This is a genomic window from Janibacter sp. DB-40, assembly GCF_029510815.1.
Lineage (GTDB): Bacteria > Actinomycetota > Actinomycetes > Actinomycetales > Dermatophilaceae > Janibacter.
The window spans coordinates 3,190,851-3,213,570 of sequence record NZ_CP120360.1 but is presented as its reverse complement, the minus strand read 5'-3'; the positions used below and the strand labels follow the sequence as shown (position 1 = coordinate 3,213,570).

The window sequence follows — 22,720 nt, the reverse complement described above, 5'->3', positions numbered from 1 at the left end:
TCACACCTTGCCTCGCAGGATCCGTCTGAAGTAGGTCACCGGAAGCGCGTACCGGTCCACGGCCCATGTCAGCCGCCGTGGCTTGACGAGGTCGAGCGCCGGGACGGACGGCGCGGATCTCCCGTCGCGATCGATCTCGACGAGGGAGAGCGTGTGCCGGGCGACGGTGATCGGCATGACGGTGTAGCCGTCGTAGTGCTCGAAGTCCTCGGCACGGCTCGCGAGGATGTTCGCCGCAAGCACCCCCACCTGCTTGCGCAGGGCACCTCCCGAGGGCCTGATGCCCAGGCCGGCAACATCACCCAGTGACCAGATCGCGTGGTGGCGGCGGTGGCGCATGGTCGCGTGGTCGACGTCGACCAGGCCGGCCCCGCCCCCGTCGGCCAGCCCGGCTTCCGCGATCCAGTCGGGGGCGCGATAGGTGGGCACGACGTGCGCGTAGGCGAGGTCATCGAGGACCGCCTCCCCCTGGCGAGTCGTCACGGTCACGGCTCGCGCGCCCGCTGCGGTCACGCGCGCATCGCGCACCACGTGCACGCCGTATGCCGTGAGCGCCTCCTCGAGGTGCGGGTCCGCCGTGGGCACGCCCACGGGTGTGGGCCCGGGAAGCACGAGGTGGACCTCGAGATCCTGCAGCACGCCCTGCCGTCGCCAGTGGTCGCACGCCATGAACAGCGGCTTGAGGGCGGTCGCCGCACAGGGGGCCGGCTCGGGAGGCACCGAGAACACCACGCGGCCGCTGGTCAGGTCCCGCAGCGCGGGCCACACCCTCGGGGCGCTCTCTACGAGGAAGCTTGACCCGGCCCAGCCCGCGCCATACGCCTCGCGCAGCCCCGGGGTGGCGTCCCAGTCCTCCTCGAGTCCGGTGGCGATGACCAATGTCCTGCAGCCGATCGTCTGGCGGCCCTGCGTCGTCACGCTCGGTCCGTCGGGGTCGCAGGAGACGACCCGGTCCTGGATCCACGTGGCCCCACCGGGCATCACCGTGGCGGCGGGCCGCTCCAGGTCACGCATCCTCGCCTCACCGCTGGCGACGTAGTTGAGCATCGGCCGGTATCGGTGTACGGGCTCCGACTCGACGATCGCGACATCCCGGGCGCCGTCGCGCACCACCTTGGCGGCGAGGGAGAGCCCCGCGTTGCCGCCCCCGATGACCACCACGTCGTGATGGCTCATGTGGTCCTCCATCGGTTCTGGTCAGATCGCCATGCGCGTCGCGCACCAACGACCCACTGGCCAGCGGGATCAGCGCATGCGCTTGCGGCGCAGACCACGCAGAACCGACTTGGCGCCCCGCTCGATCTCGCGGTTGGCACCGACACCCCCACCGACTCCTGCGCCACGTCGACGTCGGCCGGCGGGTGCCCCGCCGGCCGACCGACGCGCCATGCCGGTGACCCTGCTGACGATTCCTCTGAGCATGTCCATCTCTCCCAAGTTGGTTCCTCCGAGTGCCGGAAGACCCTCGTGTCATAGACATTCCCGGTGTGGTGGTGCCCAAACGTCACCCGAGAGGACTCACCGATGGGGCGAGGTCTCGCTCCCGGGGCAGGCATGACCGAGGACAGCGGCGGTGCCCCGTCGCCGACATGGCGGGCCAAGGCATCACGGGTCCTTGTCACGGCCGGTGCCGTCAGGCAACGTGAGGAGAGTGCCCGGATCCACCCGGGTACACGACGAGAGGAACGCCTGTGGAACCCATCGACCCGGTATACGGCACAACGGTCCTCCTCCTCATCGCGGCGGCCTCCGTTGCCGTCCTGCTCTTCCTGATCATCAAGGTCAAGCTCCACGCCTTCGTCTCGCTGGTCCTCGTGAGCGTGCTGACGGCTCTGGCCGTCGGCTTCGACCTCGCAGAGATACCCGACGTCCTGATGTACGGCTTCGCCGACACCCTTGCCTCGGTCGCCCTGCTCGTCGCCTTCGGCGTCATGCTCGGACGTCTGCTCGAGGTCACCGGCGGCGCCCAGGTCCTGGCCGACACACTCATCGGCCGCTTCGGCGAGAAACGCGCCCCCCTGGCCCTCGGTGTGGCCTCGCTGATCTTCGGCTTCCCGATCTTCTTCGACGCCGGTCTGGTCGTCTTCCTGCCGATCATCCTCACCGTGGCGCGACGCTTCGGCGGCTCGCTCCTCTACTACGCACTGCCGGCCGCGGGGGCCTTCGCCGCCATGCACGCCATGGTCCCGCCGCACCCCGGACCCGTGGCGGCAGCCCAGCAGATCGGTGGCGACATCGGCGTCACCCTCCTCGTCGGCATCCCGATCGCGGTTGTGGCCTGGTACGTGGGCGTCATGGTGGTCTCTCGCGTCCTCGGCCGTCGCGTCTACGTCGACCCGGCCGGAGTGGCCTTCGGCGAGGTGCGCGACGAACCGCTCGACCTGGATGCGAACGGTGAGGACGGCCCCCGTGTCGGACGTACTCCTCCGTCGTTCGGCACGGTCATCGGCCTGCTGCTGATCCCCCTGGTACTGATCTCCTTCGACACGGTGCTCGCGACGCTGGCGGCGGCAGGAGTCGTCAGCGAGGACGCCGCGTGGGCCAACTTCCTCAGCCTCCTGGGTCAGACGCCGATCGCGCTGCTGATCACCGTCCTCGTCGCGATCGCCATACTGGGTCGTCCCAACATGTCCATGGGCAAGGTCAGCACGCTCCTGGACGCCTCATTGGGACCGATCTGCTCGATCATCCTCATCACCGGCGCCGGCGGCATGTTCGGTGGCGTGCTGGAGCTGAGCGGGATCGGTTCCGCGCTGAGCAGCTCCCTGTCGGACCTGGGCATCTCGCTCATCCTGCAGGCCTTCGTCGTCTCCACGCTCCTGCGCGTGGCGCAGGGGTCGGCCACGGTCGCCCTGACGACGACCGCCGGTCTGATCGCGGCGCCGGTCGAGGCCGCCGGGCTGGGAGACGTCCAGCTGACCCTGCTCGTCATCGCCATCGCGGCCGGCGCGACGGTCCTGTCGCACGTCAACGACTCCGGCTTCTGGCTCGTGAGCAAGTTCTTCGGCATGGACGTGTCCACGACCCTGAAGACGTGGACGGTCATGGAGACGACCTTGGGCGTCGCCGCGTTCCTCATCGCCGGAGCGCTCTGGGTGGTCGTCTGACGAAGGGCTCCGACGGGCCGGCGGCCGCACGTGCATGGGACCCACACCCACCGGGTAGGCCCGGGGGCAGACCACGATCACCCGAGAGGAAGGTCAGGCATGACCCAGTACACCGATGAAGAGATGAGCGCTGCGCGCGAAGCCGCCCAGGCCGCGGTGGAGACCGCGACCTCGTGGGACTACAGCGCGGGCCGCACGAAGGTCGCCGACAAGCTCCGTGAAGGGCTGGACGCGGCCGGGGTGACGGTGGACGAGAGCGAGTTCGACCGCCTCGTCAAGGAGATCGACGCGGTCGCGGAGGACGAGAGCGCCGGGCCGCCGACGGTCCGCTCCGCCACACCCGCCTGATCGGCGGGGAATCTCGACCCGACGGGCCGGCTGTGACCGGGCCGTGTCCGTCGGGTCGGTCGCTCAGCCCGGCCGCACGATCCTTGGTCCCACGGTGCGTGCCCCGAGGTCGTCCACCCGCGCCCTGAGCCCGCGATCCGCGGTGACGACCACCACGCCCGCACGCCGGCCGGCGAGCTGCTCGACGACCTCCACGATCGCGTCGTCCCCGCTGCCGGGCGCGTCGACCACACGCACCGTTTCGGTCGACTCGACGCCGCGGGCTCGTCCCTCGACCACGAGCACCACCTCCGGCGCCTCGGTCAGGTGCAGGCTCTGCCGCAGACCCTCCGGCGCGATGGAGTCGCGCAGCCGTCGCGTGGCTCCGGCCCGGTCGCGCCACCAGCCGTCCGGGACGCTGCCGACGCAGTTGGCTGCGTCCACCACCACCGTGACGCCTGCCGGATCGCTCATCCACCCCACTCTGCCACCTCCAGCGAGTCACCGGAGGGAACCTGCGGGAGCGACGGGTCCCGGACCCTCGCTCGCACCTGTCCGGGCAGTGGGCCGCGAACTGGCCCATGACCTCGGTCGATGGTGGAATGCCTGACATGAGCGAGCCAATCGAGGTGGACGTCTTCGCCGACCCCGGGGTGCCCTCCCGCCTGGTCGAGCGGTTCCTGGACTGGGTGGCGCAGGACGACCGCTACTCCTTCCAGCACATCAGACAGCAGATCCCGCTGCGCGATGACGGCACCCTCGACCTGGAGTCGGTGCGCAACTGGTCGCACGAGCACGGCGTGGATGCGACGGTGATCGTCACCGAGATCCCCCGCACGGCCGGCCATCGGCCCAAGATGACGGCCATTCACCCGGCCGATTCGCTGGTGATCATCTCGCTGCCCGCGCTGGGCTGGTTCAACCTCACGAAACGCCTGAGGCGGGTCATCCTCCAGTCCCTGGACGTGGCCGTTCGGAGCGACGCGACCGAGGGCGAGCTTCCAGACATCGACTGCGGCGTGGTCCACACCCAAGGGTCCGGGCAGGAGAAGTCCTACTACGTCGCGTCGCCCTGGTGGTGGTCGGGACGAGCTCGTCTCGTGCTCGGCATGGTGCGCACGAACGAGCCCCTGGCCACCGCTCCCAAGCTCTCGGGAGCCTTCGCCGCAGCCAGCGCCACGGGTGCGTTCGGCGTCTTCTTCTCCTCCATCTGGAAGATGGCCGACGCGTTGCCCACCTGGCGGCTGGGACTCATCTCGCTCATGACGATCGTGGTGATGGTGGGGTGGCTGACCGTGGGCAACGGCTTGTGGGAGCGCCGGCACAGCGCCAACTCGCTGAGGGAGGCGAACATGTACAACGCCTCCACGCTGGTGACCCTGGCGGCGTCCGTCTCCCTCCTGTACCTCGCGCTCTTCCTGGGGATCTTCACCGCGGCCGTCGTCGTCATCGACTCCGACTTCATGACGAAGACCATCGGCACGCAGAGCTCGGTGCGCAACTACCTCAACATCGCGTGGTTGAGCGCCTCCATGGGGACCGTCGCCGGGGCCCTCGGATCGAGCTTCGACAGCGACGTCGACCTGCGGGAGCTCACCCACGGTCGTCGCCAGATGATGCGGTACTGGGAGAGGTCCGACGACTGAGCCCGTGTGCGCGTGGTAGTCGGGAGTCGCGCAGGGGGACGCCGCGGGCACGGTGCCGTGCGGCGACGTGCCCGGCTACTCCGTCGACGCGCGCCGGAAGCCCTCGGGCATGGTCTGCCACGTGCTCGGGTCCGCGATCGGGAAGCGTCGCCCCGTCACCTCACCCGGCGTGATGCGGATGAACCGGCCCTTGTCGCCGGCCTGCCAGGGCGAGAGGGGGAGGTCGACGGTGTCCATCACGTCATCGATCTCGGCGATGGTGCGTGCCCTGCCCTTGATCACCACGCTCCAGACGCGGCCGGTCTCGGGGTCGTAGCCGTCTGACTCGAGGGCGACGGAGGTGCCGGACAGCGCGCCCTGGACCTTGCTCCCTTCGCCCGTGCGGAAGACCGCGGTGCCGTGGTCGACCACGTAGTTGATCGGGAAGATCTCCGGGTGGTCGCCCACGATCACGGCCAGGCGGCCGACCGTGGCCGTACGCAGCAGGGACCAGCACTCGTCGACCGAGAGGTGCTCGACGTCATTGGTCGCGGTCATGGGTATCGCCCCTCTCTCCAGGTGTCTAGAGGCTATCCCTGCCAGCGCCCGCGCGACAGGGGGGCATGTCGTCGTGTTGACACGATACCCCGGGGGGTATTAAATTCGTCCACATGGAACAGAGGTCATCGACAACGCCGGCGACGTCGGCCTGATCCTGACCTCGTTCCCCGGACACCTTTCCCCCAACCCAAGGAGCTCCCCGTGTGCCGTCAAGCGACCTGCCGCCAGTGCGGCAAGACCACCTGGGCCGGCTGTGGCCAGCACGTCGACCAGGTGATGAAGGAGTTCCCGGCAGCCAGCGTTGCTCCGGCCACTCCACCCCGGCGAAGGGCGATGCCGCCTCCAGCGGTCCGCTCACCCGCCTCTTCGGGCGCGGCTGACCGCCGGCCCCGCAGACAACCCCGATCCACCGGAAGGACCCCCTTGACCACCGACACGACCACCCGACCCGCCACCCTCGACACCGCCCAGGTGCGCGAGTGGATGGCCGGACCCACGGCCCCCCGACTCATCGACGTGCGCACCCCCGGCGAGTTCGCCGACGTGCACATCCCCGGCTCCTACAACGTGCCGCTGGACCTCCTCGAGGAGCACCGCCGTGAGCTCGCCGAGCACCTCGACGACGACGTCGTCCTGGTCTGCCGCTCCGGTGGCCGCGCCTGCCGGGCCGAGGGCGCGCTCGCCTCGGCCGGCCTGCCCAACCTGCACGTCCTCGACGGTGGCATCACCTCGTGGGAGAACGCCGGCGGAGACGTCGTCCGCGGTGACGGCACCTGGGGCCTCGAGCGACAGGTGCGTCTCGTCGCCGGCTCGATCGTCCTCGCCGGAATCGTCGCGAGCACTCTCGTTCCGCAGGCCAAGTGGATCTCCGCCGGGATCGGCGCCGGCCTCACCGGCGCGGCCCTGACCGACACCTGTGCCATGGGGATGCTGCTGTCCAAGCTCCCCCACAACCGCCGCGACACCCCTGACCCCGAGACGGTCTTCGCGCAGCTGCGCGGCGCCCGCAACTGACCCTCCCGAACCGAAGGAGCACCCCGATGATCCTCACGCAGTACTACCTGAGCTGCCTCTCGCACGGCTCGTACCTCATCGCCGACGAGGGCAGCCGCAAGGCCGTCGTCGTCGACCCACGCCGCGACATCAGCGACTACCTCGCCGACGCCAAGGAGCACGACCTCGACATCGTGGGCGTCATCAACACCCACGTGCACGCCGACTTCGTCGCCGGCCACCTGGAGCTCGCCGCCGCGACCGGCGCCTGGATCGGGTACGGCCCCACCGCGGCCGAGCGCGCCGAGTTCGACGTGCGCACCCTGACCGGTGGCGACCGCATCGAGCTGGGCGACGAGGTCGTCCTCGAGATCCTCGAGACCCCGGGCCACACCTGGGAGTCGATCAGCGTGCTCGTGCTCGAGCAGGGCAGCCCCCACGCGGTGCTGACCGGTGACTCGCTCTTCATCGGCGGAGTCGGCCGTCCCGACCTGGTCGTCTCCGACGGGTCCACCCCGCAGTCGCTGGCCGAGGCCATGTACCGCACGCTGCACAGCGTGCTGCTCCCCCTGCCGGATGACACGCGCGTGATGCCGGCCCACGGTGCCGGCTCCTCGTGCGGCCGTGGTCTCTCCGACGAGCTCGAGTCGAACATCGGCGCCCAGCGTGCCACCAACCCCTTCGCCGCGCAGATGCCGGTGGATGACTTCGTCGGGATGGTCACCACGGGCCAGCCCTCCGCGCCGGCCTACTTCCAGGTCGACGCCGCGCTCAACCTGCGCCAGCGGGAGCTCCTCGACCCGGACGAGCCCGTCGTGCCCTTCACCCCGACCGAGGTGCGCGCCGCCATCGAGGGTGGGGCCGTCGTCGTCGACACCCGCTCGCCGGAGGAGTTCGCCGTCGAGCACTTCGCGGGCTCGGTCAACATCGGCCTCGACGGTCGTTTCGCCGAGACCGCCGGGATGGTCCTGGACCACGAGGCGGAGATCCTTGTCCTCGCCGAGCCCGGTCGCCAGGGCGAGGCCGCCCTGCGTCTGGGGCGCATCGGCTTCGACGGCGTGGTCGGCTACGTGGACGGTTCCACTGCCGCCTTCGCCGAGATGCCCGACCTGGTGACCTCCGTGGAGCGGGTCGAGGTGGACGCGATGGATGACCTCGCCGACGAGACCGTCGTGCTCGACGTGCGCAACGCCGGCGAGCGCGAGGACGGGCAGCTCATCCCCGAGGCCGTGCACATCCCGCTGGCCGAGCTGGCGCGCCGCCACGACGAGCTGCCGAGCGACCGGCCGGTGCTGGTGCACTGCGCCGGTGGGTGGCGTTCATCGGTCGCCGCAAGCCTCCTGCGCTCGCAGGGGCACACGGACGTGACCGACCTGGTTGGTGGCTACGCCGCCTGGGCGGAGAAGGCCCCGGCCCGCGTCTGACGACCACGCCCCGCGCGCCGGCCGACGATCTCAGCGGTCGGCGCGTGGGTGTGCGCGGGTGTCGATGTCCGCGCTCTCCTGATCCAGGGCGGCCAGGCTCCAGCGCACCAGACGCGTCCCCATCGCGCCGGCCGTGCCCGCGCCCGTCGGCGCCGGCAGGTCGAGCTCGTCGCGTGCCCATCCGGGCAGCAGGTCCACGGCGCCGAGCGCGAGGAGCCGGTAGACGGGCCGGGCCGCTCGAGGCAGGGGCGGCTCGCGCAGGAGGAAGTCGGCAGCGTCCCGGGCTGCGGGTGTCGCCCGCAGCTCGGGACGCGCCGCGTCCAGCGCCGCGTCGAGCGCGGCGACGCTCATCGGGAGATCCGTGGCGCCGAGCGCGGCCGCCGGGACCGCGCTCTGCGCCACGTACGTGTCCGCTTCCTCCGGGGTGAGTGGGTCCGCGCCGTGCCGCTGGTGCGCGGCGAGGAAGGACCACGCCTCGGCGATGTGGACCCACCGCAGCAGGTGGGGGTCGTTGGCGCGGTAGGGGTGACCCTCGTCGTCCTTGCCGCGGACGCGCTCGTGCACGCTGCGCACCGCGGCGATCGCCTCCTCCGCGTGCTCGACGGTGCCGAACGTCGTCGTCGCGAGGTAGTGGCTGGTGCGCTGCAACCGCCCCCAGGGATCGCCGCGGTACCCGCTGTGCCCGGCGACACCGGCCATCGCCGAGGGGTGCAGCGACTGCAGGAGCAGCGCGGTGATCCCGGCGGCGAACATGGACGCGTCGCCGTGCACGCGCCAGATCGGGTCGGCGGGGGAGAACCACCGCGGCCCCGGGGTGTCCCAGATCCGTGCGTGGGCGGCTTCCGCCTCCGGGCCGGCCACCCTGGCGCGAACTGCCTCGCCCGCCCGGCGGCGAAGGCCGGACGCGGCCGACCCGGTGGTCGTCAGCAGCCGCCTGCGCACCGCATCCGTGGTCGCGAAGCTTCTCCGGATCGCCATCTCGCCGCCCTCCCGTGGCCACGGCATTCGCCGACCAGCCACACCCTCACGCTACGCTCCGGCGGCAGGCACGGTCCCGGTGACAGGATGGACCGATGACTGGCCCCCGCGCCGACCTCGAGGAGGAGCGTCGCACGACGCTCGAGCGACTCACGGCTCTCACCCGGGACTTCACCGCCCTCGTCGAGGCGAGTGAGGGGAGCAACGCCGACGACGAGCACGACCCGGAGGGCGCCACGATCGCCTTCGAGCGCTCGCAGGTCGAGGCCCTCGCCCGGCAGGCGCGACGGCACCTCGAGGAGATCGATGCCGCCCTCGAGCGGCTCGATGGAGGTGCCTATGGCGCGTGCGAGCAGTGCGGCCGCCCCATCGCGAGTGCGCGGCTGGAGGCACGGCCCACGGCGCGGGAGTGCATCGACTGCGCATGAGCCACCGGGGTCTGGCCCAAACATTTTTCACGAGATACGGTGCAGAAAATATCAACTGAGAGAAGGATGACCATGACGATCGCAGACCGTTCCGTCACGACCACCTGGGAGGGCTCGCTGGACACCGGGACCGGCACCCTCCACGGCTCCAGCAGCGGTGCCCTGGACGACCAGGTGGTCACGTGGGGCTCGCGCACCGAGGCACCTGGTGGGAAGAGCAGCCCTGAGGAGCTCGTCGCGGCAGCCCACTCCTCGTGCTTCTCGATGGCCCTCGCCCTGGCCCTGGACGAGAACGGGACCCCCCCGAGACGCCTCGAGGTGACCTCCACCGTCTCCCTGGACGAGGTCGACGAGAAGCCGACGGTCACCACCTCGAGGATCGCCGCCACGGCCGTCGTCGACGGGATCGACGAGGAGACCTTCAGCACGGTCGTCGAGGCAGCCGCGGCGCTCTGCCCGATATCGCGGCTCCTCACGGGTGCGGAGATCACGGTGGACGCCTCGCTCGCGAGCGGGTGAGTCCCGGGGGGGCCACCCCCCTTCGCCCCGCGTCGTCCTCGGGCCGGACGCCGCCTCGGCCGGCACCGGGGATGTCCCATCATGGGGTGGTGATGTCCTCGGCGGTGTGGAAGGTCCTCGGGGCCAGCCTGCTGACCACCGTGGGCTCGTTGCCCGTCTTCCTGCTCGCGACCCAGTCGGTGCCACTGCGACGTGAGCTGGGGTTCGGGGAGCAGCGGTTCGGGATCGCGGTCGCCGCCTTCTTCACGGCTGCCTCCCTCGTGGCGATCGTCGGCGGGGGAGTCGCCGACCGGGTCGGCCCGAGGGTGTCGACGATGGTCGCCGGCGTGCTCTCCACCCTCGGAGGAGTCGGGGTCGCCCTGCTCGCCCATGGATGGCTGAGCCTCGTCGTCTGCATGGTCGTGCTCGGCTCCGCCAACGCGGCACACCAGCTGACGGCGAACCTGGCGATGTCCCGCAGCATCCCGGCGCACCGCCGTGGCATCGGCTTCGGGGTCAAGCAGTCCGCGGTCCCGGTGGCCATCGTCCTGGCCGGTCTGGCCGTGCCGACGATGACGTCCAGCCTCGGATGGCGCTCGACGTTCTGGGTGCTCGGCGGCGTCGGGGCGATCGTCCTCCTCGCTGGCCTGCTCGCTCCCGGGCCGACCCGCTCGACGGCGAGACCGGTACGGCGAGCCGGTCTGGACGCGCCGCCGGTCGGGGCGCTGCTGGTGGTGACGGCCGCGATCGCGCTGGGGAGCGCGGCCGCCAACTCGATGGGGTCCTTCATCGCCTCGTGGGGCTTCGAGGTCGGGCTCACGCCCTCGCAGGCCGGCGGGCTGATGGCCGCGGGCAGTGCGCTCAACGTGATCGGCCGCCTCCTGACGGGAGCCCTCGCCGATCGCCGGCACGGGCGCAACCTGCCCGTGGTCGCCGCCCAGATGGCGATCGGTGGCGTCGCGTTGCTCGCCGTCTCGCTCCCGGGCGTCGCCAGCTACGTCCTCGCGAGCCTCGTGGCGTTCGCCATCGGCTGGTCCTGGCCCGGGCTGTTCCTCTTCGCCGTCGTCAGGGTCGGCCGGGAGGCGCCGGCCAAGGCCTCCGGGTACGTCCAGGCGGGCGCCTTCTTCGGCGGGGCGACCGGGCCGCTGCTCTTCGGGATGGCCGTGGACGCCTTCGGGTACGAGACGTCGTGGCGCATCGCGGCGCTCGTCTTCTTCCTGGCGGCGACGCTCGTGCTGCTGTCCCGGCGGATGTTCCTCACCGACCTGGCCGCCCGCCCACCGCGGGTGCAGCTGGGCTACGGCGGTGGGCGCGGCCGGCCGCGCTGGACGACCGAAGGCCCCTAGCGGCGCCCGCGCGTGGCTAGGGTGGATGGCAGGCCACGGGAGGCGCCCATGACGATCCGACGCATGGACAACGTGGGCATCGTCGTCGAGGACCTCGATGCCGCCGTCGAGTTCTTCGCCGAGCTCGGTATGCAGGTGGAGGGACGGGCCGAGATCGCCGGTGCGTGGGCCGATCGGACCGTCGGACTGGACGGCGTCCGGTGTGCCATCGCCATGATGAGGACGCCGGACGGTCACTCCCGTCTGGAGCTGGCCAAGTACCTCACACCGGCGGCGGTGCCCTCCCAGCCGTCACGGCCACCGCACAACACGATCGGCATGCACCGCGTGATGTTCGCGGTCGACGACATCCGCGACACGGTCGAGCGGCTGCGGTCGCACGGCGGTGAGGTGGTCGACGAGGTGGCGCAGTACGAGGACGCGTACCAGTTGTGCTACGTGCGGGGCCCGGACGGGATCCTCGTCGGCCTGGCGCAGGAGATCGGCTGACGCAGTCGGGCAACTGTCGAGAGTGACGGCCCCGAAGGACATCCTCCGGGGCCGTCATCGTCAGGTGTGCGTCACCACTTGTGCATCGTGCCGTGCTCGATGTTGTAGTACATGCCGATGTGCGTGTAGAAGTTCATCGCGCCGAAGAGCAGGAACACCACGCCGCCGATGAGCCACGCCCAGATCGCCCAGCGCAGCAACTGCGGACGGTTGGTGAGCAGCGCCACGACGAAGAGGATCGCGCCGACCGCGACGATGCCCCAGAGGCCACCGAGGAAGAGTGCCTCGAGGATGGGTAGGTGGCCGAAGCGACCGCTGATCGGCTCCTCCGGCGGCGCCGCGCCCAGCTGGAAGCGGACGAAGGTGAACGCGAGGACCGCCATGCCGAGACCGAGTGCGCCGACGAAGAGGCTCACCGGCTTGAGCGCGCGCAGCATCCTGGCATTGTTCGCGGGCACGTCAACCACGTCGCCGGTGAGGATCTCGCGGTGTCGCCACAGGTAGATCGCGGCGAAGAGGAGCAGGGCGCCGAAGGCTGCGGCGGGCTGACCGAAGGCGATGTTCGCGTACTCGAAGCCGTCCGCACCGAAGGGCCAGGTCACGGTGGTGTGCACACCGGTGACGAAGAGCAGCAGGCCGGTGAGGCCGAAGAAGGCCGCCCAACCCTCGCTCTCGATCGGTTCGTTGCGGATCAACTGCCTGAGGAACCAGGCAAAGCCCAGCAGGCCCGTGCCTGCCGTGAGCGCGACGATCTCGTTGTAGACCACCATCGGCTTCTCCTTCATGTGCGGGGTCGGACCGGGGTAAAAGTTGAAAGTACAACTACTCGGTCCAACGCCGCGCCGGCGGTTCTATTCCCGGCCGGATTCCCCCTTCGTCTCGGTCAATCCCAGGGGATCTCGACGGGCCGCCCGTCGCCCCCGCCGCAGTTGAGGACGGCGGAGGCGTCGCCGAAGACGTGCGTCAGGGTGACGCGCTCGCCGACCGCACAGGTGTCGCGCAGCTCGGCGGCCTGACCGGCCAGGCAGGACTTGCGTCGGATCGTCAGGAGGGGGCTGCCCTCGGCCACGCCCAGACGTGCGGCGACCTCGGGGGTCGCTGCGACCGAGCGGGTGTACTCGACACCGGCGTCGAACTCCACGCCGCAGCGGGACCGCAGCTGTGCGTAGACGGAGGTCTCAGACAGGTCGGCCTCCAGCAGGGGCGCAGCGAGGGAGGCGATGATCCACAGCCGGTCCAGGGCGAAGGGGGTGTCGTCGCCGTACCGCACCCGCGTCACGTGCACGAAGGGGGTCTGCGGGTCGAGCCCGAGGGCGCCGGCGACCGTCGCGCTGGTGGTCAGCTCCTGGGTCAGGACCTCGGAGCGCTCCTTGCTCCCGTGGGCGGTGATCGCGTCGCGCAGGCTGTACATCGGGCCGATCCCCGTGGCGCGATTGGCATTGATGACATAGGACTGCCGGCCCCGGGCGTGCCCGACGACGCCCTGATCACGGAGCGGCCCCAGCGCCCGCCGGATGGTGCCGCGGCTGGCCTCGTATTCGGTGGCCAACGCCAACTCCCCGGGGAAGCCGTCGGCGAACTCTCCCTCCTGCACCCTGTGCAGCAGGTCGTCACTGATCTGCCGCCATCGCGGAAGCGTTCGCACACCCACCTCGTCAAATGTATATACATTGCGTAGCATCGTGGTCATGACCTCGATGAATCGACGAACCCTCACCGTAGTCGTCGTCGCGGCGATCGTCATCGTCCTGGCTGCCGGTGTGTACTTCTCCGACCGGGGCGACGGCGGGTCGGGCGCGGCGGACGCAGGGACCTCCGCTACCTCCGGGACGGACTCGGCGGGGGAGGGCGCTGACCCGCGCGAGGTCGAGAAGGAGGTGGGCCTGGCCCGTCGCGACGCCGACGACGTGACCGCAATGGGTGACAAGGATGCCGATCTCGTGCTCATCGAGTACTCGGACTACCGGTGCCCGTTCTGCGGGGCCTTCGCGCGGGACACCCTGCCGAAGCTGAAGGAGGAGTACATCGACACCGGCAAGGTCCGCTACGAGTGGCGCGACTTCCCGGTCTTCGGTGAGGAGTCGGTCGAGGGTGCCATGGCCGCTCGCGCTGCCGGTGAGCAGGGGCTCTACTGGAAGTACAACGAGGCGATGTACGCCGATGCGCCCGAGCGCGGCCACCTGAAGATCAACCGCGACAAGGTCATGGCGTGGGCCGAGGAAGTCGGCGTGCCGGACATGGACCAGTTCGAGAAGGACCTGGACGACCCGGACCTGCGCGCGAAGGTCGAGGCGGACACCCAGGAGGCGCGCCAGGTGGGCGCGACGGGCACCCCGGCCTTCGTCCTCGGCGACCAGCTCATTGCCGGGGCCCAGCCGGTCGACTCCTTCCGCCAGCTCCTCGACGAGGAGCTGGCGGCCGTGGAGCAGAACTGATGGACATCGGCTACACGGGCGCCTTCCTCGGAGGGATCCTCACCCTCCTGAGCCCGTGCTCGGTGATGCTGCTGCCGGCGTTCTTCGCCTACGCGTTCACCTCGCCCAGTGCGCTCATCGGCCGTACGGCCGTCTTCTACCTCGGGCTGAGCGGCACGCTCGTACCTCTCGGGGTCTTCTCCGGGACCCTCGGCTCCCTGCTGACCACCCACCGCTCGACCCTGGTCGCCGTGGCTGCCGGCGTGGTCATCGTCCTCGGCCTCTGGCAGCTGTCCGGACTTCCCGTCCCGGGGCTGTCCCGGACGCAGGGCACGAGCGCTGATGCGACGTCGACTGCCTCGGTCTTCGCGCTCGGCGCCGTCTACGCGGTCGCCGGGGTCTGCGCCGGCCCGATCCTGGGGTCGGTCCTCATGGTGGCGGCGCTCGGCGGGAGCGCGGTGTACGGCGGCTCGGTGCTGGCCCTCTACGCGCTGGGCATGACCGTGCCGCTCTTCGTGCTGGCGGCTGTGTGGAAGCGTCTGGGCACCCGCGGTCGCGCCCTCATCGCACCCAGGGAGGTCACGATCGGTCCGTGGCGCAACACGTGGACGATGGTGGTCTCCGGGCTGCTGTCCGTCGCCATCGGCGCGCTCCTGATCCTCACCGACGGCACCGCGTCCCTCTCCGGTGTCTTCACCATCGGCACGCAGTACACGGCCGAGTCGACGCTGGCCACCTGGAGCCAGGGCGCCTCGGATGTCTGGTTCGTCGTCGTCGCGGCGCTCGTGCTCGCCGGCGTCCTCGGCTGGCGGGGTCTGGCTCGGCGCCGTCCCTCGTCCGCGACGCGTGAACTCAGCGAGGAGAAGGTCTGATGGTGGACACGGTCTCCCCTCCGAGGGCGGAGCCCTCCGTCCTCGACGAGATGCGCGCGTGGCCGGCCCGCCGCTGGGGGTCCGCTGCCGGCATCGCCGCGCTCACCGTGGTGGGGACGGCGATCCCGACCGCCATGATCCCCACGCCCGTCTTCAGCCGGGACGTCCCGACGACGGTGTGGGCCTGGCCGGTCCTCGTGGTCACCTCGATCCTGGCCGGACTGGTCGCCGCGACGTACGTCGCGCGCCGGGACACCGACGAAGGGGGTGAGCGGGGTTCGCGACTGGGGATGGTCGGCGCCTTCACGACCTTCTTCGCCGTCGGGTGCCCGGTGTGCAACAAGCTGGTCCTCATCGCGCTCGGCTACTCGGGCGCCCTGACCTACTTCGCGCCGGCGCAGCCCTTTCTCGCTGCCCTGGCCATCGCACTGCTGGCGTGGGCGCTCGTCGTGCGCGTCCGTCGCGAACGCTCCTGCCCGGTGCGCCCCTGACCGAGGAGCCTGAGCCGTCCGCCGCCCGCACCGGTGCGGCGAACCTTCGTGAGGAGGAGTGAGCTCCACGCCCGGTGGTTGAGGTGTGAGCTCGGGCCGCGAGCGGGCCCCGTGTCCCGGTGGGTTGAGGTGTGCATAGCGAGTCCCGACAGTGGTGGTTGAGGTGTGAGTTCGCGTAGCGAGCGAGCCTCGAAACCATGCCCGGGCTGGGTTGTCGGTGGTCGCTGGCAGGGTGTCTTCATGGCGATGACAGCGCGGTGGGACGAGGGTTACGGGACTGCTCCCGGCCTGCGTGACGCGTTGCGCTCGTTGCTGCAGGGTGCTGGTGGTGGTGGGGAGTTGTGGCGTCTGGGGGACGCGGAGGTCGCGGATGCGTTGGCGGTGGTCGGGCAGGCACGTGCCCTGCTGGAGATCGCCGAGGTGGACCTGGTCCGTGAAGGCCTGCAGCGGGGGTTGCCGGGTGAGTCGTCGTGGTCGCCGGCGGACTGGGTCACCCGGTCGGAGGGGCAGCGCGCACCGGACCCGAGTGTGCGGCACACCGCGTCGGTGGTGCGGGTGGCCAGGGCCGGGACCGCGTTGGCGGGGCGCTACGCCACCCGCGCCAGCGAGGCCGTGGGCGCGATGCGGGAGGCGTTCGAGGAGGGTGACCTGCCGTTGGGCAAGGCCGACCAGCTCGCGCGGTTCCACGCGCAGGTCGCTCCGGTCGCGGACGAGGAGATGCTTGAGGAGGACCTGGGCGCCCTGGTCGCGGCCGCGAAGGACGATGTGGTCGCCACCGGTCCGGAGGGGCGGCGTCGGGAGCGGGTGCGGGGGCTGGGCGAGAAGGAGCTGGCGGTGGCGATCACCCGCACGGGTCGGTTGCTGAAGCCGGAGAAGGAGAGCGAGGACGATGACCGTCGCGCCAAGCGCGGCCGCTCGTTGACCAAGAGCCAGGGCCCGGCCGGCATGTCGCTGTACCGGGTGGTGCTCGATCCCGAGGGCGCCGCGGTCGTCGACGCGGCCCTGGCCGCGCTGTCGGGGCCGGTCAAGGGCCCCGACGGTGAGGCGGATGAGCGGCCCGCGACCCAGCGGCGGGCGGACGCGCTGGTGGAGATCATCCGCCGTGGGGTCGCCTCCCCGGGCGCGGAGCCGAAGTGCGAGAAGGCGCAGGTGGTGGTCACCATCGGCCTGGACGACCTGCACCAGGGCACCCACGGCGCGGGGGTGACCGCGACCGGGCAGGTGCTGGCCCCGTCGGTGGTGCGCAAGCTGGCCTGCGACGCGGGGATCGTCCCGGTCGTGCTCGGCGGCGACAGCGAGATCCTGGACCTGGGCCGCTCGGCGCGCTGGTTCACCCCCGGGCAGAAACGCGCCCTGTGGCTACGTGACGGCGGCTGCACGTATCCCGGGTGCACCATGCCCCCGCAGTGGTGCGACGCGCACCACGTGGCCTGGTGGTCCCGCGGCGGGGCCAGCGACATCGGCAACGCCGCCCTGCTGTGCGAGCGCCACCACACCAGGGTCCACACCCGAGACCTGCGAGCGAGCATCACCCCCACCGGCGTGACCTGGCACCTGTAGCGACCCCGCCCCACAGCCCTTCCCCAAGGAAGGGCTCGAAGGCATGCCCACGGGCGCCCCGATCCCAGGCTCCGAGGTGCTCCCGCCCCTCCAAGGGCGCCGGGGTGCTGCCGGCCCACGGCGAGCAGCTCCACGACTACGGGTCCGGGCCCGCAGGCGCTCAACCCAGCCCCGAGATGATTCACCCCACGGTCAGCGGATGGTCCCCGCTGGGGCGCCTACGCGGCGATGAGCACGAGCGGGGCGTCGACGTCTGCCACGACGGTCCGACCAGCTGCGCCCCGCGTCGGGCCGAAGTCCATCTCAGCTAGGGCCTCGTCGTGGACGGAGCCGGGGTTGGTCCCATGTGGCGCGCTGCTCGCAGCCGCTCCGGCGAAGCTGGAGATCATCCCCGCGGCGAGGCTGCCGACCATCGCCAGGGCGAGGATGATGGCGAGGATGCGGCGGGTCTGATCGGACATGCCACGACCATACGCAATGCCGGCGCAGCCCGAGACAGCGAAGGGGGAGGCGCCCCGGGTGAGCGCGTGAGCGCTCGTGGCGAGCCGGTCACCACCCCGGTGGCGTCTGCGCAGCCAACGCGGACGCCTTCGCTGCCCCGCGCGGACGCCTTCGCTGCCCCCCATGCTCCGCTGGCCCGCGCCGCTCGGGCGGCGAGCGACGCGGCGGCCGATCGCGAGGGAGGCTACCCCGGGCTGCCGGCGCGGGTGGCGGCACGGTGATCGCTCCGTCCGCTGCGCCACCAGGAGCACAGCACGAGCAGGGCACCGACGACCCCGCCGACCAGGAGGACGCTCCCGGCGGCCACCGAGGCGACCCGGTCCGCGAGATCGACGGAGAAGCCGGGGCGGAGCAGGTGCGAGGTCAGCGACTCGGTGATGGCCCCGACCGGCACGACGAGGCGGCAGGCGAGTCCCCACAGGTCACGCCGGTGGGCCGCGGCGCCCACGAGCCCGAGCGGCGCGCAGAGCAGGACCGCCGCGACGAACCAGTACCAGTTGTCGGCCCAGCTCGCCCACGGCATCGTGCCGGTGAGTGACCCGACGGCGTAGTGGACTACGAGCGCGACCTCGCTGACGACCACGCCGGCGAGGACCGCGTGGGTCGGGCGTCGCACGATCCACCCGGCGAGGACGGGCAGGCCCGCCCAGACCGTGCCGCTGTTGACGACCCGGCTGACGAAGGTCCGTACCCCCCACCACACCCGGTCCCCACCGGCCATCTGCGCCTCGGTCGTGAGGTTGCTCAGCCACGCGACGATCCCCACGCCCGCACCGACGGCCAGGGCGACGAGCCAGCGGCGGGTACCGGTGTCCACGGCCGCAGCCTACGTATCGCGAGGCGCGATACCCGACGGCTGAGGCGACGCCCGTGTCCCGACACCGGGACACGGGCGCGCACAACACCGCTGGGCGCGATGGCGGATCAGTCGGTGACGGTGAACTCGATCGTCTCCGTGCTGACCGTCCCGTCGCGGTCGGTGCTCGTCACCGTCGCGGTGTGCTCACCGGCGGCGAGGTCGGCCGGGAGCGCCGATCGCCAGATGTGCATGCTGCTCTCGGCGACGCTGCCGCCGTGGACCAGCTGCTCCTGGACGGCGACCGGGTCGGACCACAGGGCGCCGATCTTCCGGGCCTCGCCGGTCATCGACTGGGTGCGCTGCGCCCCCTTCGCCTCCCCGCCGTCGATCGCGACGGTGACCTCGGTCCCGGTCGAGCCGGCGAAGACGTTGGCGGTGAGGTAGGTGGTCTCGGCGAGGTCCGCAGCGGAGACCACCGTGGGGTCCTCGAAGGCCGGGGCGCTGCCGCCGTTGTCCCGGTTGGCCTCGAACCACTCGCGGTAGCGCGGCGAGTTCACCCCGACGGCCATCTGGACCGAGTCGTCCTCACCGGTGACGGTGAAGCGGTCGGTGAGCGCCTCCGGACGTGACTCGAGCGTCAGCACCCCGGGGCGGGCGCCGTCGCGCTGGAGCGCGGTCGGGATGCCCTGGTCGGTGATCCGCCCGGAGTACCAGTCACCGGAGATCGCGCCGGCGGTGATGTGGTCGAAGGGCAGCTCCTCGACACCCATCACCTCGGCCCACCCCTGCGTGGAGTCACCCTCCCGCATGAACTCCGTCGTGTGGCTGTGGCCACCGAAGGCGACCGCCTCGTGGCCGGAGACGATCTCGTGGATCTGGTTGATCTCCGCGACCTGGTGCTGGGTGAGGGTCTGGTCGTTGAAGTTCAGCAGCGGGATGTGCGCGGCGAGGACGACGGTCTTGTCCTTCGGGACCTGCGCGACGTCCTGGCGCAGCCACTCCAGCTGCTCCTCGCCGAGCCCGCCGGAGTAGCGCTCCCCGGCGCGGTACTGCACCGAGTCCAGCGCCACGATGTGCAGGTCGCCGACATCGTAGGAGTAGTAGTCCGGGCCGAACTGCGAGCGGTAGGTGTCGAAGCGGTGCTCGCTGTCCGCGGCGTCGTAGTCGAGGTCGTGGTTGCCGGGCAGGAGGCGGGCGGGGCCGTTGATCATGCTCGTCAGCTCACGGGTCCGCGGGTACAGCGACAGGTCGTCACCGACGATGTCCCCGAGGAAGAGGGCGCCGCAGCTCGCGTAGTCGGTGCGCTGAGCGAGGTCGGTGAAGGCTCCCGCGCGGGCGTACTCGACCTCGGTCTGGTTGTAGGTCTGGATGTCGCCGCCCATGATGCAGTTCTGCTGCGACTTCTTGGTGGCGGTGGAGCGGGCGAGGGGGAAGTTCACCGCGTCGGGGGTCGGTCCGGTGGGCTCGATGCCGCCGTACCTCAGCTCCGGGGAGCCCTCGGGCAGGTGGGCGTAGGAGAACTGCGCGATGTTGTGCTCGTCGACGGGGACCTCGTAGCCGGCGGGCTGGGTGACGAAGACGTTGGTGTTGTCGTCGACGGGCAGCTCGTAACCGCCCTTGGCGTCGGTCGTGACGACCTGCCGGCCGTTGGAGACCTGCACTCCCGGGATGCCGCGCTCACCGCGGTCCTGGCTGGAGTTGCGGTTGCGGTCGTCGAAGACGACACCGTCGAGGACGTTCTGGTCCTCGTCGGTGCCGTCGACGACCTCGACCTCACCGCGGTAGGCCGTCTCGGCCCAGCTGCTCCCGCCCTCCTGCGAAGGGAGCGAGGGCGCGGCTGTCGCAGTGGGTGCCGCCAAGGTGGCAGTGAGGCAGAGAGCGAGGGTTCCGGTGGTGACAGGTGCGAGGGCACGTGTCCTGAACAGGGGCATGGTGATGTCCTTCGTGTGTGGGCACGGGCCGCGGTCTGCGGCCGCGACCCACGGTCACGAAGGTGTGTGAACCGGCCCTGACCCGCGGATGGACGTCTGCGACGTCGCGACCCTCATCCGGAGGAACAGTCGGCAAGGAGTTGGTCAGTACGCCCGCGGGGAGTGTTCACCAACCTCCCCACGAGGTGTCGGTGCGCCGGAACGGCGGCGAGGCCGTCACTTCCGGCCGGGCTGCAGCAGCACCTTGGAGTACCCCTCTTCGCGGTTGTCGAACTTCTCGTAGGCGTCCGGCGCATCCGTGAGGGGCAGCTCGTGGGACACGACGAAGCTCGGCTCGGCCCGACCGGCGACGATCAGGTCACGGAGGAAGTGTGCGTACTGCTTGGCGTCGGCCTGACCGGTGCCCATGGTCTGGCCCTTCTCGAAGTAGCGCCCGACCTTGAACAGCAGCTCCCCCTTCGCGGCGTGCTCGTTGGGTGCGCCCGGGTCGGAGGGCAGGTACAGCCCCACGACCCCGATCGACCCGGTCGAGCGGACCGTCTCGACCAGCTGGTTGAGCACGATCGCGGGCTGCTCCTCGCCCCCTTCGGCCGTGGCCTGGTACCCGACCGCGTCGATGCCCCGGTCGACACCCGGGGCGTGCAGCTCATCGGCGATCTGCTGCGCCGGGTCGCCCTTGGTGAAGTCGATCGGCTGCGCGCCGATCCGGGCCGCCAGATCGAGGCGGTCCGCCAGCTTGTCAACGGTGAAGACCCGGCTGGCGCCCCGCAGCAGGGCCGAGTACGTCGCCATCAGCCCGACGGGCCCGGCGCCGTAGACGGCGACCGTGTCCCCCGGACGCACGCCGGCCAGCTCGGTGGCGTGGTACCCGGTGGGGAAGATGTCGGCGAGCAGGGCGAAGTCCTGCTCGTGTTCGGAGCCCTCGGGTAGGGGGACGCAGTTGTAGTCGGCGAAGGGGACCCGCAGGTACTCGGCCTGGCCGCCCGGGTAGGGCCCCATGCCCACGTAGCCGTAGGCGCCTCCCGCACCGGGAGGGTTCACGGTCAGGCAGAAGGCGCTCTTGCCGGCCCGGCAGTTGTCGCAGAACCCGCAGGCGACATTGAACGGCATCACCACACGGTCGCCCTTGCGGACCGAGACGACGCCCGGGCCGACCTCCTCGACGATCCCCATGTTCTCGTGGCCGAAGGTGATGCCCGGCTCGGCGTCGGTCCGGCCCTCGTACATGTGCAGGTCGGACCCGCAGATGGCGGTGGTGGTGATCCGCACCAGTGCGTCGGTCGGGTCCTCGATGCGTGCGTCCTCCACGTCCTGGACCGCCACGTCGTACGGCCCCTGGTAGACCACGGCCTTCATCGTCGACTCCTCTCGTTGTGATGCAGGTCATGGCCCTACCCGGGTTGGGCGGGGACATGCCCGTCGGAGTCGACGGAGTCAGGCGCCCACCTGCAGGGCGACGGCACCGGCGGCGACGACCAGCACGGCCAGCCGCTCGATCGCGGTCAGCCGCTCACGCAGGACGAGCCCACCGATGAGGGCTGCCCACACCACGCTCGTCTCGCGCAGTCCGGCGACCAGAGCCAGGGGTGCCCGGCTCTGGGCCCACACCGTCGTGCCGTAGGCGATCACCGCGAGCAACCCGCCGAGCAGGCCGATCGGTGCGTGTGTGCGCATCCGCCCCCAGAAGGAGCGACCTGCCTGCCATCGGCACACCAACAGCAGGACCGGGCCCTGCAGAGCGAACATCCAGCCGATGTACGCCCCGGTGTTCCCCGCCATCCGTACGCCCACCCCGTCGCTGAGGCTGTAGGCGGCGATGACCAGTCCCGTGCACACGGCGAGGACCAGGCCGGTGTCGGCCCGGGGGAGCCCGCGAGCGCCGGCGAGGAGCACGATGCCGGCCACGAGCACCCCCAGACCGAGCCACGAGAGCAGGCTCAGGCGCTCCCCGAGGAGTCCCACCGCGATCATCGTGACCACCACCGGCGAGGTGCCGCGCGCGATGGGGTAGAGCCGCGAGAGGTCACCGTGGGCATAGGTGTGGGTCAGCAGGACGAGGTAGGCCGCCTGCAGCAGCGCGGAGGCCACGAGGTAGGGCCACGACTCGGCCGCGGGCACACCGAAGAAGCTCACGAGCACCAGCCCGACGACCCCGTTGGCCGTGCCGATGAGCGCCGACGAGACCCACCGGTCGCCGACCGACTTGGCCATGGCGTTCCACGCCGCGTGCAGGACGGCAGTGGCGAGCACGAGCAGCAGGACGCCCTGGACGCCGAGGGGCACGGTCATCGGCGGTGCACCCGCCGCCGGGTTCCCCGCCTGACGGGGGCGGCCCCCTTCCGCTGCTCAGTCGGAGACCTGTGGAACCCGCCGACC

The 22,720-nt window shown here is 71.1% G+C and carries 25 protein-coding genes; 13 read left to right on the top strand and 12 right to left on the bottom strand.

Annotation, left to right across the window (positions count from 1 at the left end; all coding sequences use genetic code 11):
* Both PVE36_RS15475 and PVE36_RS15470 read right to left on the bottom strand, forming a co-directional pair.
* A complete protein-coding gene (locus PVE36_RS15475; RefSeq protein WP_277453575.1) occupies positions 1 to 1,176 on the bottom strand; it encodes an FAD-dependent oxidoreductase in 1,176 nt (391 codons plus the stop codon).
* A 69-nt stretch (positions 1,177 to 1,245) separates the two neighbouring features.
* Positions 1,246 to 1,422: a hypothetical protein gene (locus PVE36_RS15470; RefSeq protein WP_277453574.1), complete on the bottom strand. Its 177-nt coding sequence runs from the start codon at positions 1,420 to 1,422 to the stop codon at positions 1,246 to 1,248.
* A gap of 269 nt (positions 1,423 to 1,691) precedes the next feature.
* Between PVE36_RS15470 and PVE36_RS15465 the strand changes: the two genes are divergently transcribed.
* Positions 1,692 to 3,107, top strand: a complete 1,416-nt coding sequence (locus PVE36_RS15465; RefSeq protein WP_277453573.1) for a GntP family permease — start codon at positions 1,692 to 1,694, stop codon at positions 3,105 to 3,107.
* 99 nt (positions 3,108 to 3,206) lie between these two features.
* Positions 3,207 to 3,455 (top strand): hypothetical protein, encoded by a 249-nt coding sequence (locus tag PVE36_RS15460; RefSeq protein ID WP_277453571.1) that lies wholly within the window; start codon positions 3,207 to 3,209, stop codon positions 3,453 to 3,455.
* A 63-nt stretch (positions 3,456 to 3,518) separates the two neighbouring features.
* Here the strand turns inward: PVE36_RS15460 and PVE36_RS15455 are convergent, their stop codons facing one another.
* The gene (locus tag PVE36_RS15455) at positions 3,519 to 3,908 is read right to left on the bottom strand and encodes a hypothetical protein (protein ID WP_277453570.1); all 390 of its coding nucleotides are present in this window, start codon (positions 3,906 to 3,908) and stop codon (positions 3,519 to 3,521) included.
* Positions 3,909 to 4,045: 137 nt separating this feature from the next.
* On the opposite strand from PVE36_RS15455, the gene PVE36_RS15450 reads away from it, so the two are divergent.
* Entirely contained in the window at positions 4,046 to 5,080 is a 1,035-nt protein-coding gene (locus tag PVE36_RS15450) for a hypothetical protein (protein WP_277453569.1), read from the top strand.
* Between the two features lie 75 nt (positions 5,081 to 5,155).
* Here PVE36_RS15450 and PVE36_RS15445 read toward each other — a convergent pair whose 3' ends face one another.
* On the bottom strand, positions 5,156 to 5,617 hold the full coding sequence (locus PVE36_RS15445; RefSeq protein ID WP_277453568.1) for a pyridoxamine 5'-phosphate oxidase family protein: 462 nt from the start codon (positions 5,615 to 5,617) through the stop codon (positions 5,156 to 5,158).
* A gap of 426 nt (positions 5,618 to 6,043) precedes the next feature.
* Here PVE36_RS15445 and PVE36_RS15440 point away from each other — a divergent pair, with 426 nt between their 5' ends.
* Entirely contained in the window at positions 6,044 to 6,634 is a 591-nt protein-coding gene (locus PVE36_RS15440; RefSeq protein WP_277453567.1) for a rhodanese-like domain-containing protein, read from the top strand.
* Positions 6,635 to 6,660: 26 nt separating this feature from the next.
* Positions 6,661 to 8,037, top strand: a complete 1,377-nt coding sequence (locus PVE36_RS15435) for an MBL fold metallo-hydrolase (RefSeq protein ID WP_277453566.1) — start codon at positions 6,661 to 6,663, stop codon at positions 8,035 to 8,037.
* A gap of 30 nt (positions 8,038 to 8,067) precedes the next feature.
* On the opposite strand, the gene PVE36_RS15430 is transcribed toward PVE36_RS15435, so the two are convergent.
* Positions 8,068 to 9,057, bottom strand: coding sequence for an oxygenase MpaB family protein (locus tag PVE36_RS15430; RefSeq protein ID WP_277453565.1), 990 nt, complete (start codon positions 9,055 to 9,057; stop codon positions 8,068 to 8,070).
* Between the two features lie 53 nt (positions 9,058 to 9,110).
* Between PVE36_RS15430 and PVE36_RS15425 the strand changes: the two genes are divergently transcribed.
* The 4 genes from PVE36_RS15425 (at position 9,111) to PVE36_RS15410 (ending at position 11,776) form a co-directional block, all read left to right on the top strand.
* A complete protein-coding gene (locus PVE36_RS15425; RefSeq protein WP_277453564.1) occupies positions 9,111 to 9,443 on the top strand; it encodes a TraR/DksA C4-type zinc finger protein in 333 nt (110 codons plus the stop codon).
* A 72-nt stretch (positions 9,444 to 9,515) separates the two neighbouring features.
* Positions 9,516 to 9,962, top strand: a complete 447-nt coding sequence (locus PVE36_RS15420; RefSeq protein ID WP_277453563.1) for an OsmC family peroxiredoxin — start codon at positions 9,516 to 9,518, stop codon at positions 9,960 to 9,962.
* A gap of 92 nt (positions 9,963 to 10,054) precedes the next feature.
* Positions 10,055 to 11,287, top strand: coding sequence for an MFS transporter (locus PVE36_RS15415; protein ID WP_277455875.1), 1,233 nt, complete (start codon positions 10,055 to 10,057; stop codon positions 11,285 to 11,287).
* A gap of 48 nt (positions 11,288 to 11,335) precedes the next feature.
* Positions 11,336 to 11,776 (top strand): VOC family protein, encoded by a 441-nt coding sequence (locus PVE36_RS15410; RefSeq protein ID WP_277453562.1) that lies wholly within the window; start codon positions 11,336 to 11,338, stop codon positions 11,774 to 11,776.
* Between the two features lie 71 nt (positions 11,777 to 11,847).
* Here the strand turns inward: PVE36_RS15410 and PVE36_RS15405 are convergent, their stop codons facing one another.
* Together PVE36_RS15405 and PVE36_RS15400 are read right to left on the bottom strand one after the other, a co-directional pair.
* Positions 11,848 to 12,546, bottom strand: coding sequence for a DUF981 domain-containing protein (locus PVE36_RS15405; protein WP_277453561.1), 699 nt, complete (start codon positions 12,544 to 12,546; stop codon positions 11,848 to 11,850).
* Between the two features lie 113 nt (positions 12,547 to 12,659).
* On the bottom strand, positions 12,660 to 13,466 hold the full coding sequence (locus tag PVE36_RS15400) for a GntR family transcriptional regulator (RefSeq protein ID WP_277453560.1): 807 nt from the start codon (positions 13,464 to 13,466) through the stop codon (positions 12,660 to 12,662).
* Between PVE36_RS15400 and PVE36_RS15395 the strand changes: the two genes are divergently transcribed.
* The 4 genes from PVE36_RS15395 to PVE36_RS15380 all read left to right on the top strand — a co-directional run bounded on the left by PVE36_RS15395 (position 13,465) and on the right by PVE36_RS15380 (position 17,113).
* Entirely contained in the window at positions 13,465 to 14,211 is a 747-nt protein-coding gene (locus PVE36_RS15395) for a thioredoxin domain-containing protein (RefSeq protein WP_277453559.1), read from the top strand. The two genes, PVE36_RS15400 and PVE36_RS15395, sit on opposite strands and share 2 nt — an antisense overlap.
* Complete coding sequence (locus PVE36_RS15390; protein ID WP_277453558.1) at positions 14,211 to 15,062, top strand: cytochrome c biogenesis CcdA family protein; 852 nt, start codon at positions 14,211 to 14,213, stop codon at positions 15,060 to 15,062. Before PVE36_RS15395 ends, PVE36_RS15390 begins: the two co-directional genes overlap by 1 nt.
* Positions 15,062 to 15,553 (top strand): hypothetical protein, encoded by a 492-nt coding sequence (locus PVE36_RS15385; protein ID WP_277453556.1) that lies wholly within the window; start codon positions 15,062 to 15,064, stop codon positions 15,551 to 15,553. Before PVE36_RS15390 ends, PVE36_RS15385 begins: the two co-directional genes overlap by 1 nt.
* A 240-nt stretch (positions 15,554 to 15,793) precedes the next feature.
* On the top strand, positions 15,794 to 17,113 hold the full coding sequence (locus PVE36_RS15380) for an HNH endonuclease signature motif containing protein (RefSeq protein WP_277453554.1): 1,320 nt from the start codon (positions 15,794 to 15,796) through the stop codon (positions 17,111 to 17,113).
* Positions 17,114 to 17,331: 218 nt separating this feature from the next.
* On the opposite strand, the gene PVE36_RS15375 is transcribed toward PVE36_RS15380, so the two are convergent.
* The 5 genes from PVE36_RS15375 to PVE36_RS15355 form a co-directional block, all read right to left on the bottom strand.
* Positions 17,332 to 17,574, bottom strand: a complete 243-nt coding sequence (locus PVE36_RS15375) for a hypothetical protein (RefSeq protein ID WP_277453553.1) — start codon at positions 17,572 to 17,574, stop codon at positions 17,332 to 17,334.
* A gap of 224 nt (positions 17,575 to 17,798) precedes the next feature.
* Positions 17,799 to 18,431, bottom strand: coding sequence for a hypothetical protein (locus PVE36_RS15370; protein WP_277453552.1), 633 nt, complete (start codon positions 18,429 to 18,431; stop codon positions 17,799 to 17,801).
* A gap of 107 nt (positions 18,432 to 18,538) precedes the next feature.
* The gene (locus PVE36_RS15365) at positions 18,539 to 20,272 is read right to left on the bottom strand and encodes a calcineurin-like phosphoesterase family protein (RefSeq protein WP_277453550.1); all 1,734 of its coding nucleotides are present in this window, start codon (positions 20,270 to 20,272) and stop codon (positions 18,539 to 18,541) included.
* 288 nt (positions 20,273 to 20,560) lie between these two features.
* A complete protein-coding gene (locus tag PVE36_RS15360) occupies positions 20,561 to 21,700 on the bottom strand; it encodes a glutathione-independent formaldehyde dehydrogenase (protein WP_277453548.1) in 1,140 nt (379 codons plus the stop codon).
* Between the two features lie 78 nt (positions 21,701 to 21,778).
* Complete coding sequence (locus PVE36_RS15355) at positions 21,779 to 22,633, bottom strand: DMT family transporter (RefSeq protein WP_277453547.1); 855 nt, start codon at positions 22,631 to 22,633, stop codon at positions 21,779 to 21,781.
* Between the last annotated feature and the right edge of the window lie 87 nt (positions 22,634 to 22,720).

Excerpts from the sequence above, each read along its gene's own strand:
- PVE36_RS15445 (WP_277453568.1), bottom strand. The coding sequence starts at position 5,617 with ATGACCGCGACCAATGACGTCGAGCACCTCTCGGTCGACGAGTGCTGG.
- PVE36_RS15460 (WP_277453571.1), top strand. The coding sequence starts at position 3,207 with ATGACCCAGTACACCGATGAAGAGATGAGCGCTGCGCGCGAAGCCGCC.
- PVE36_RS15375 (WP_277453553.1), bottom strand. The coding sequence starts at position 17,574 with ATGTCCGATCAGACCCGCCGCATCCTCGCCATCATCCTCGCCCTGGCG.
- PVE36_RS15385 (WP_277453556.1), top strand. The coding sequence starts at position 15,062 with ATGGTGGACACGGTCTCCCCTCCGAGGGCGGAGCCCTCCGTCCTCGAC.
- PVE36_RS15425 (WP_277453564.1), top strand. The coding sequence starts at position 9,111 with ATGACTGGCCCCCGCGCCGACCTCGAGGAGGAGCGTCGCACGACGCTC.
- PVE36_RS15395 (WP_277453559.1), top strand. The coding sequence starts at position 13,465 with ATGACCTCGATGAATCGACGAACCCTCACCGTAGTCGTCGTCGCGGCG.
- PVE36_RS15415 (WP_277455875.1), top strand. The coding sequence starts at position 10,055 with ATGTCCTCGGCGGTGTGGAAGGTCCTCGGGGCCAGCCTGCTGACCACC.
- PVE36_RS15390 (WP_277453558.1), top strand. The coding sequence starts at position 14,211 with ATGGACATCGGCTACACGGGCGCCTTCCTCGGAGGGATCCTCACCCTC.
- PVE36_RS15355 (WP_277453547.1), bottom strand. The coding sequence starts at position 22,633 with ATGACCGTGCCCCTCGGCGTCCAGGGCGTCCTGCTGCTCGTGCTCGCC.
- PVE36_RS15410 (WP_277453562.1), top strand. The coding sequence starts at position 11,336 with ATGACGATCCGACGCATGGACAACGTGGGCATCGTCGTCGAGGACCTC.
- PVE36_RS15400 (WP_277453560.1), bottom strand. The coding sequence starts at position 13,466 with ATGACCACGATGCTACGCAATGTATATACATTTGACGAGGTGGGTGTG.
- PVE36_RS15470 (WP_277453574.1), bottom strand. The coding sequence starts at position 1,422 with ATGCTCAGAGGAATCGTCAGCAGGGTCACCGGCATGGCGCGTCGGTCG.
- PVE36_RS15450 (WP_277453569.1), top strand. The coding sequence starts at position 4,046 with ATGAGCGAGCCAATCGAGGTGGACGTCTTCGCCGACCCCGGGGTGCCC.
- PVE36_RS15475 (WP_277453575.1), bottom strand. The coding sequence starts at position 1,176 with ATGAGCCATCACGACGTGGTGGTCATCGGGGGCGGCAACGCGGGGCTC.
- PVE36_RS15420 (WP_277453563.1), top strand. The coding sequence starts at position 9,516 with ATGACGATCGCAGACCGTTCCGTCACGACCACCTGGGAGGGCTCGCTG.
- PVE36_RS15455 (WP_277453570.1), bottom strand. The coding sequence starts at position 3,908 with ATGAGCGATCCGGCAGGCGTCACGGTGGTGGTGGACGCAGCCAACTGC.
- PVE36_RS15435 (WP_277453566.1), top strand. The coding sequence starts at position 6,661 with ATGATCCTCACGCAGTACTACCTGAGCTGCCTCTCGCACGGCTCGTAC.
- PVE36_RS15360 (WP_277453548.1), bottom strand. The coding sequence starts at position 21,700 with ATGAAGGCCGTGGTCTACCAGGGGCCGTACGACGTGGCGGTCCAGGAC.
- PVE36_RS15380 (WP_277453554.1), top strand. The coding sequence starts at position 15,794 with ATGGCGATGACAGCGCGGTGGGACGAGGGTTACGGGACTGCTCCCGGC.
- PVE36_RS15405 (WP_277453561.1), bottom strand. The coding sequence starts at position 12,546 with ATGGTGGTCTACAACGAGATCGTCGCGCTCACGGCAGGCACGGGCCTG.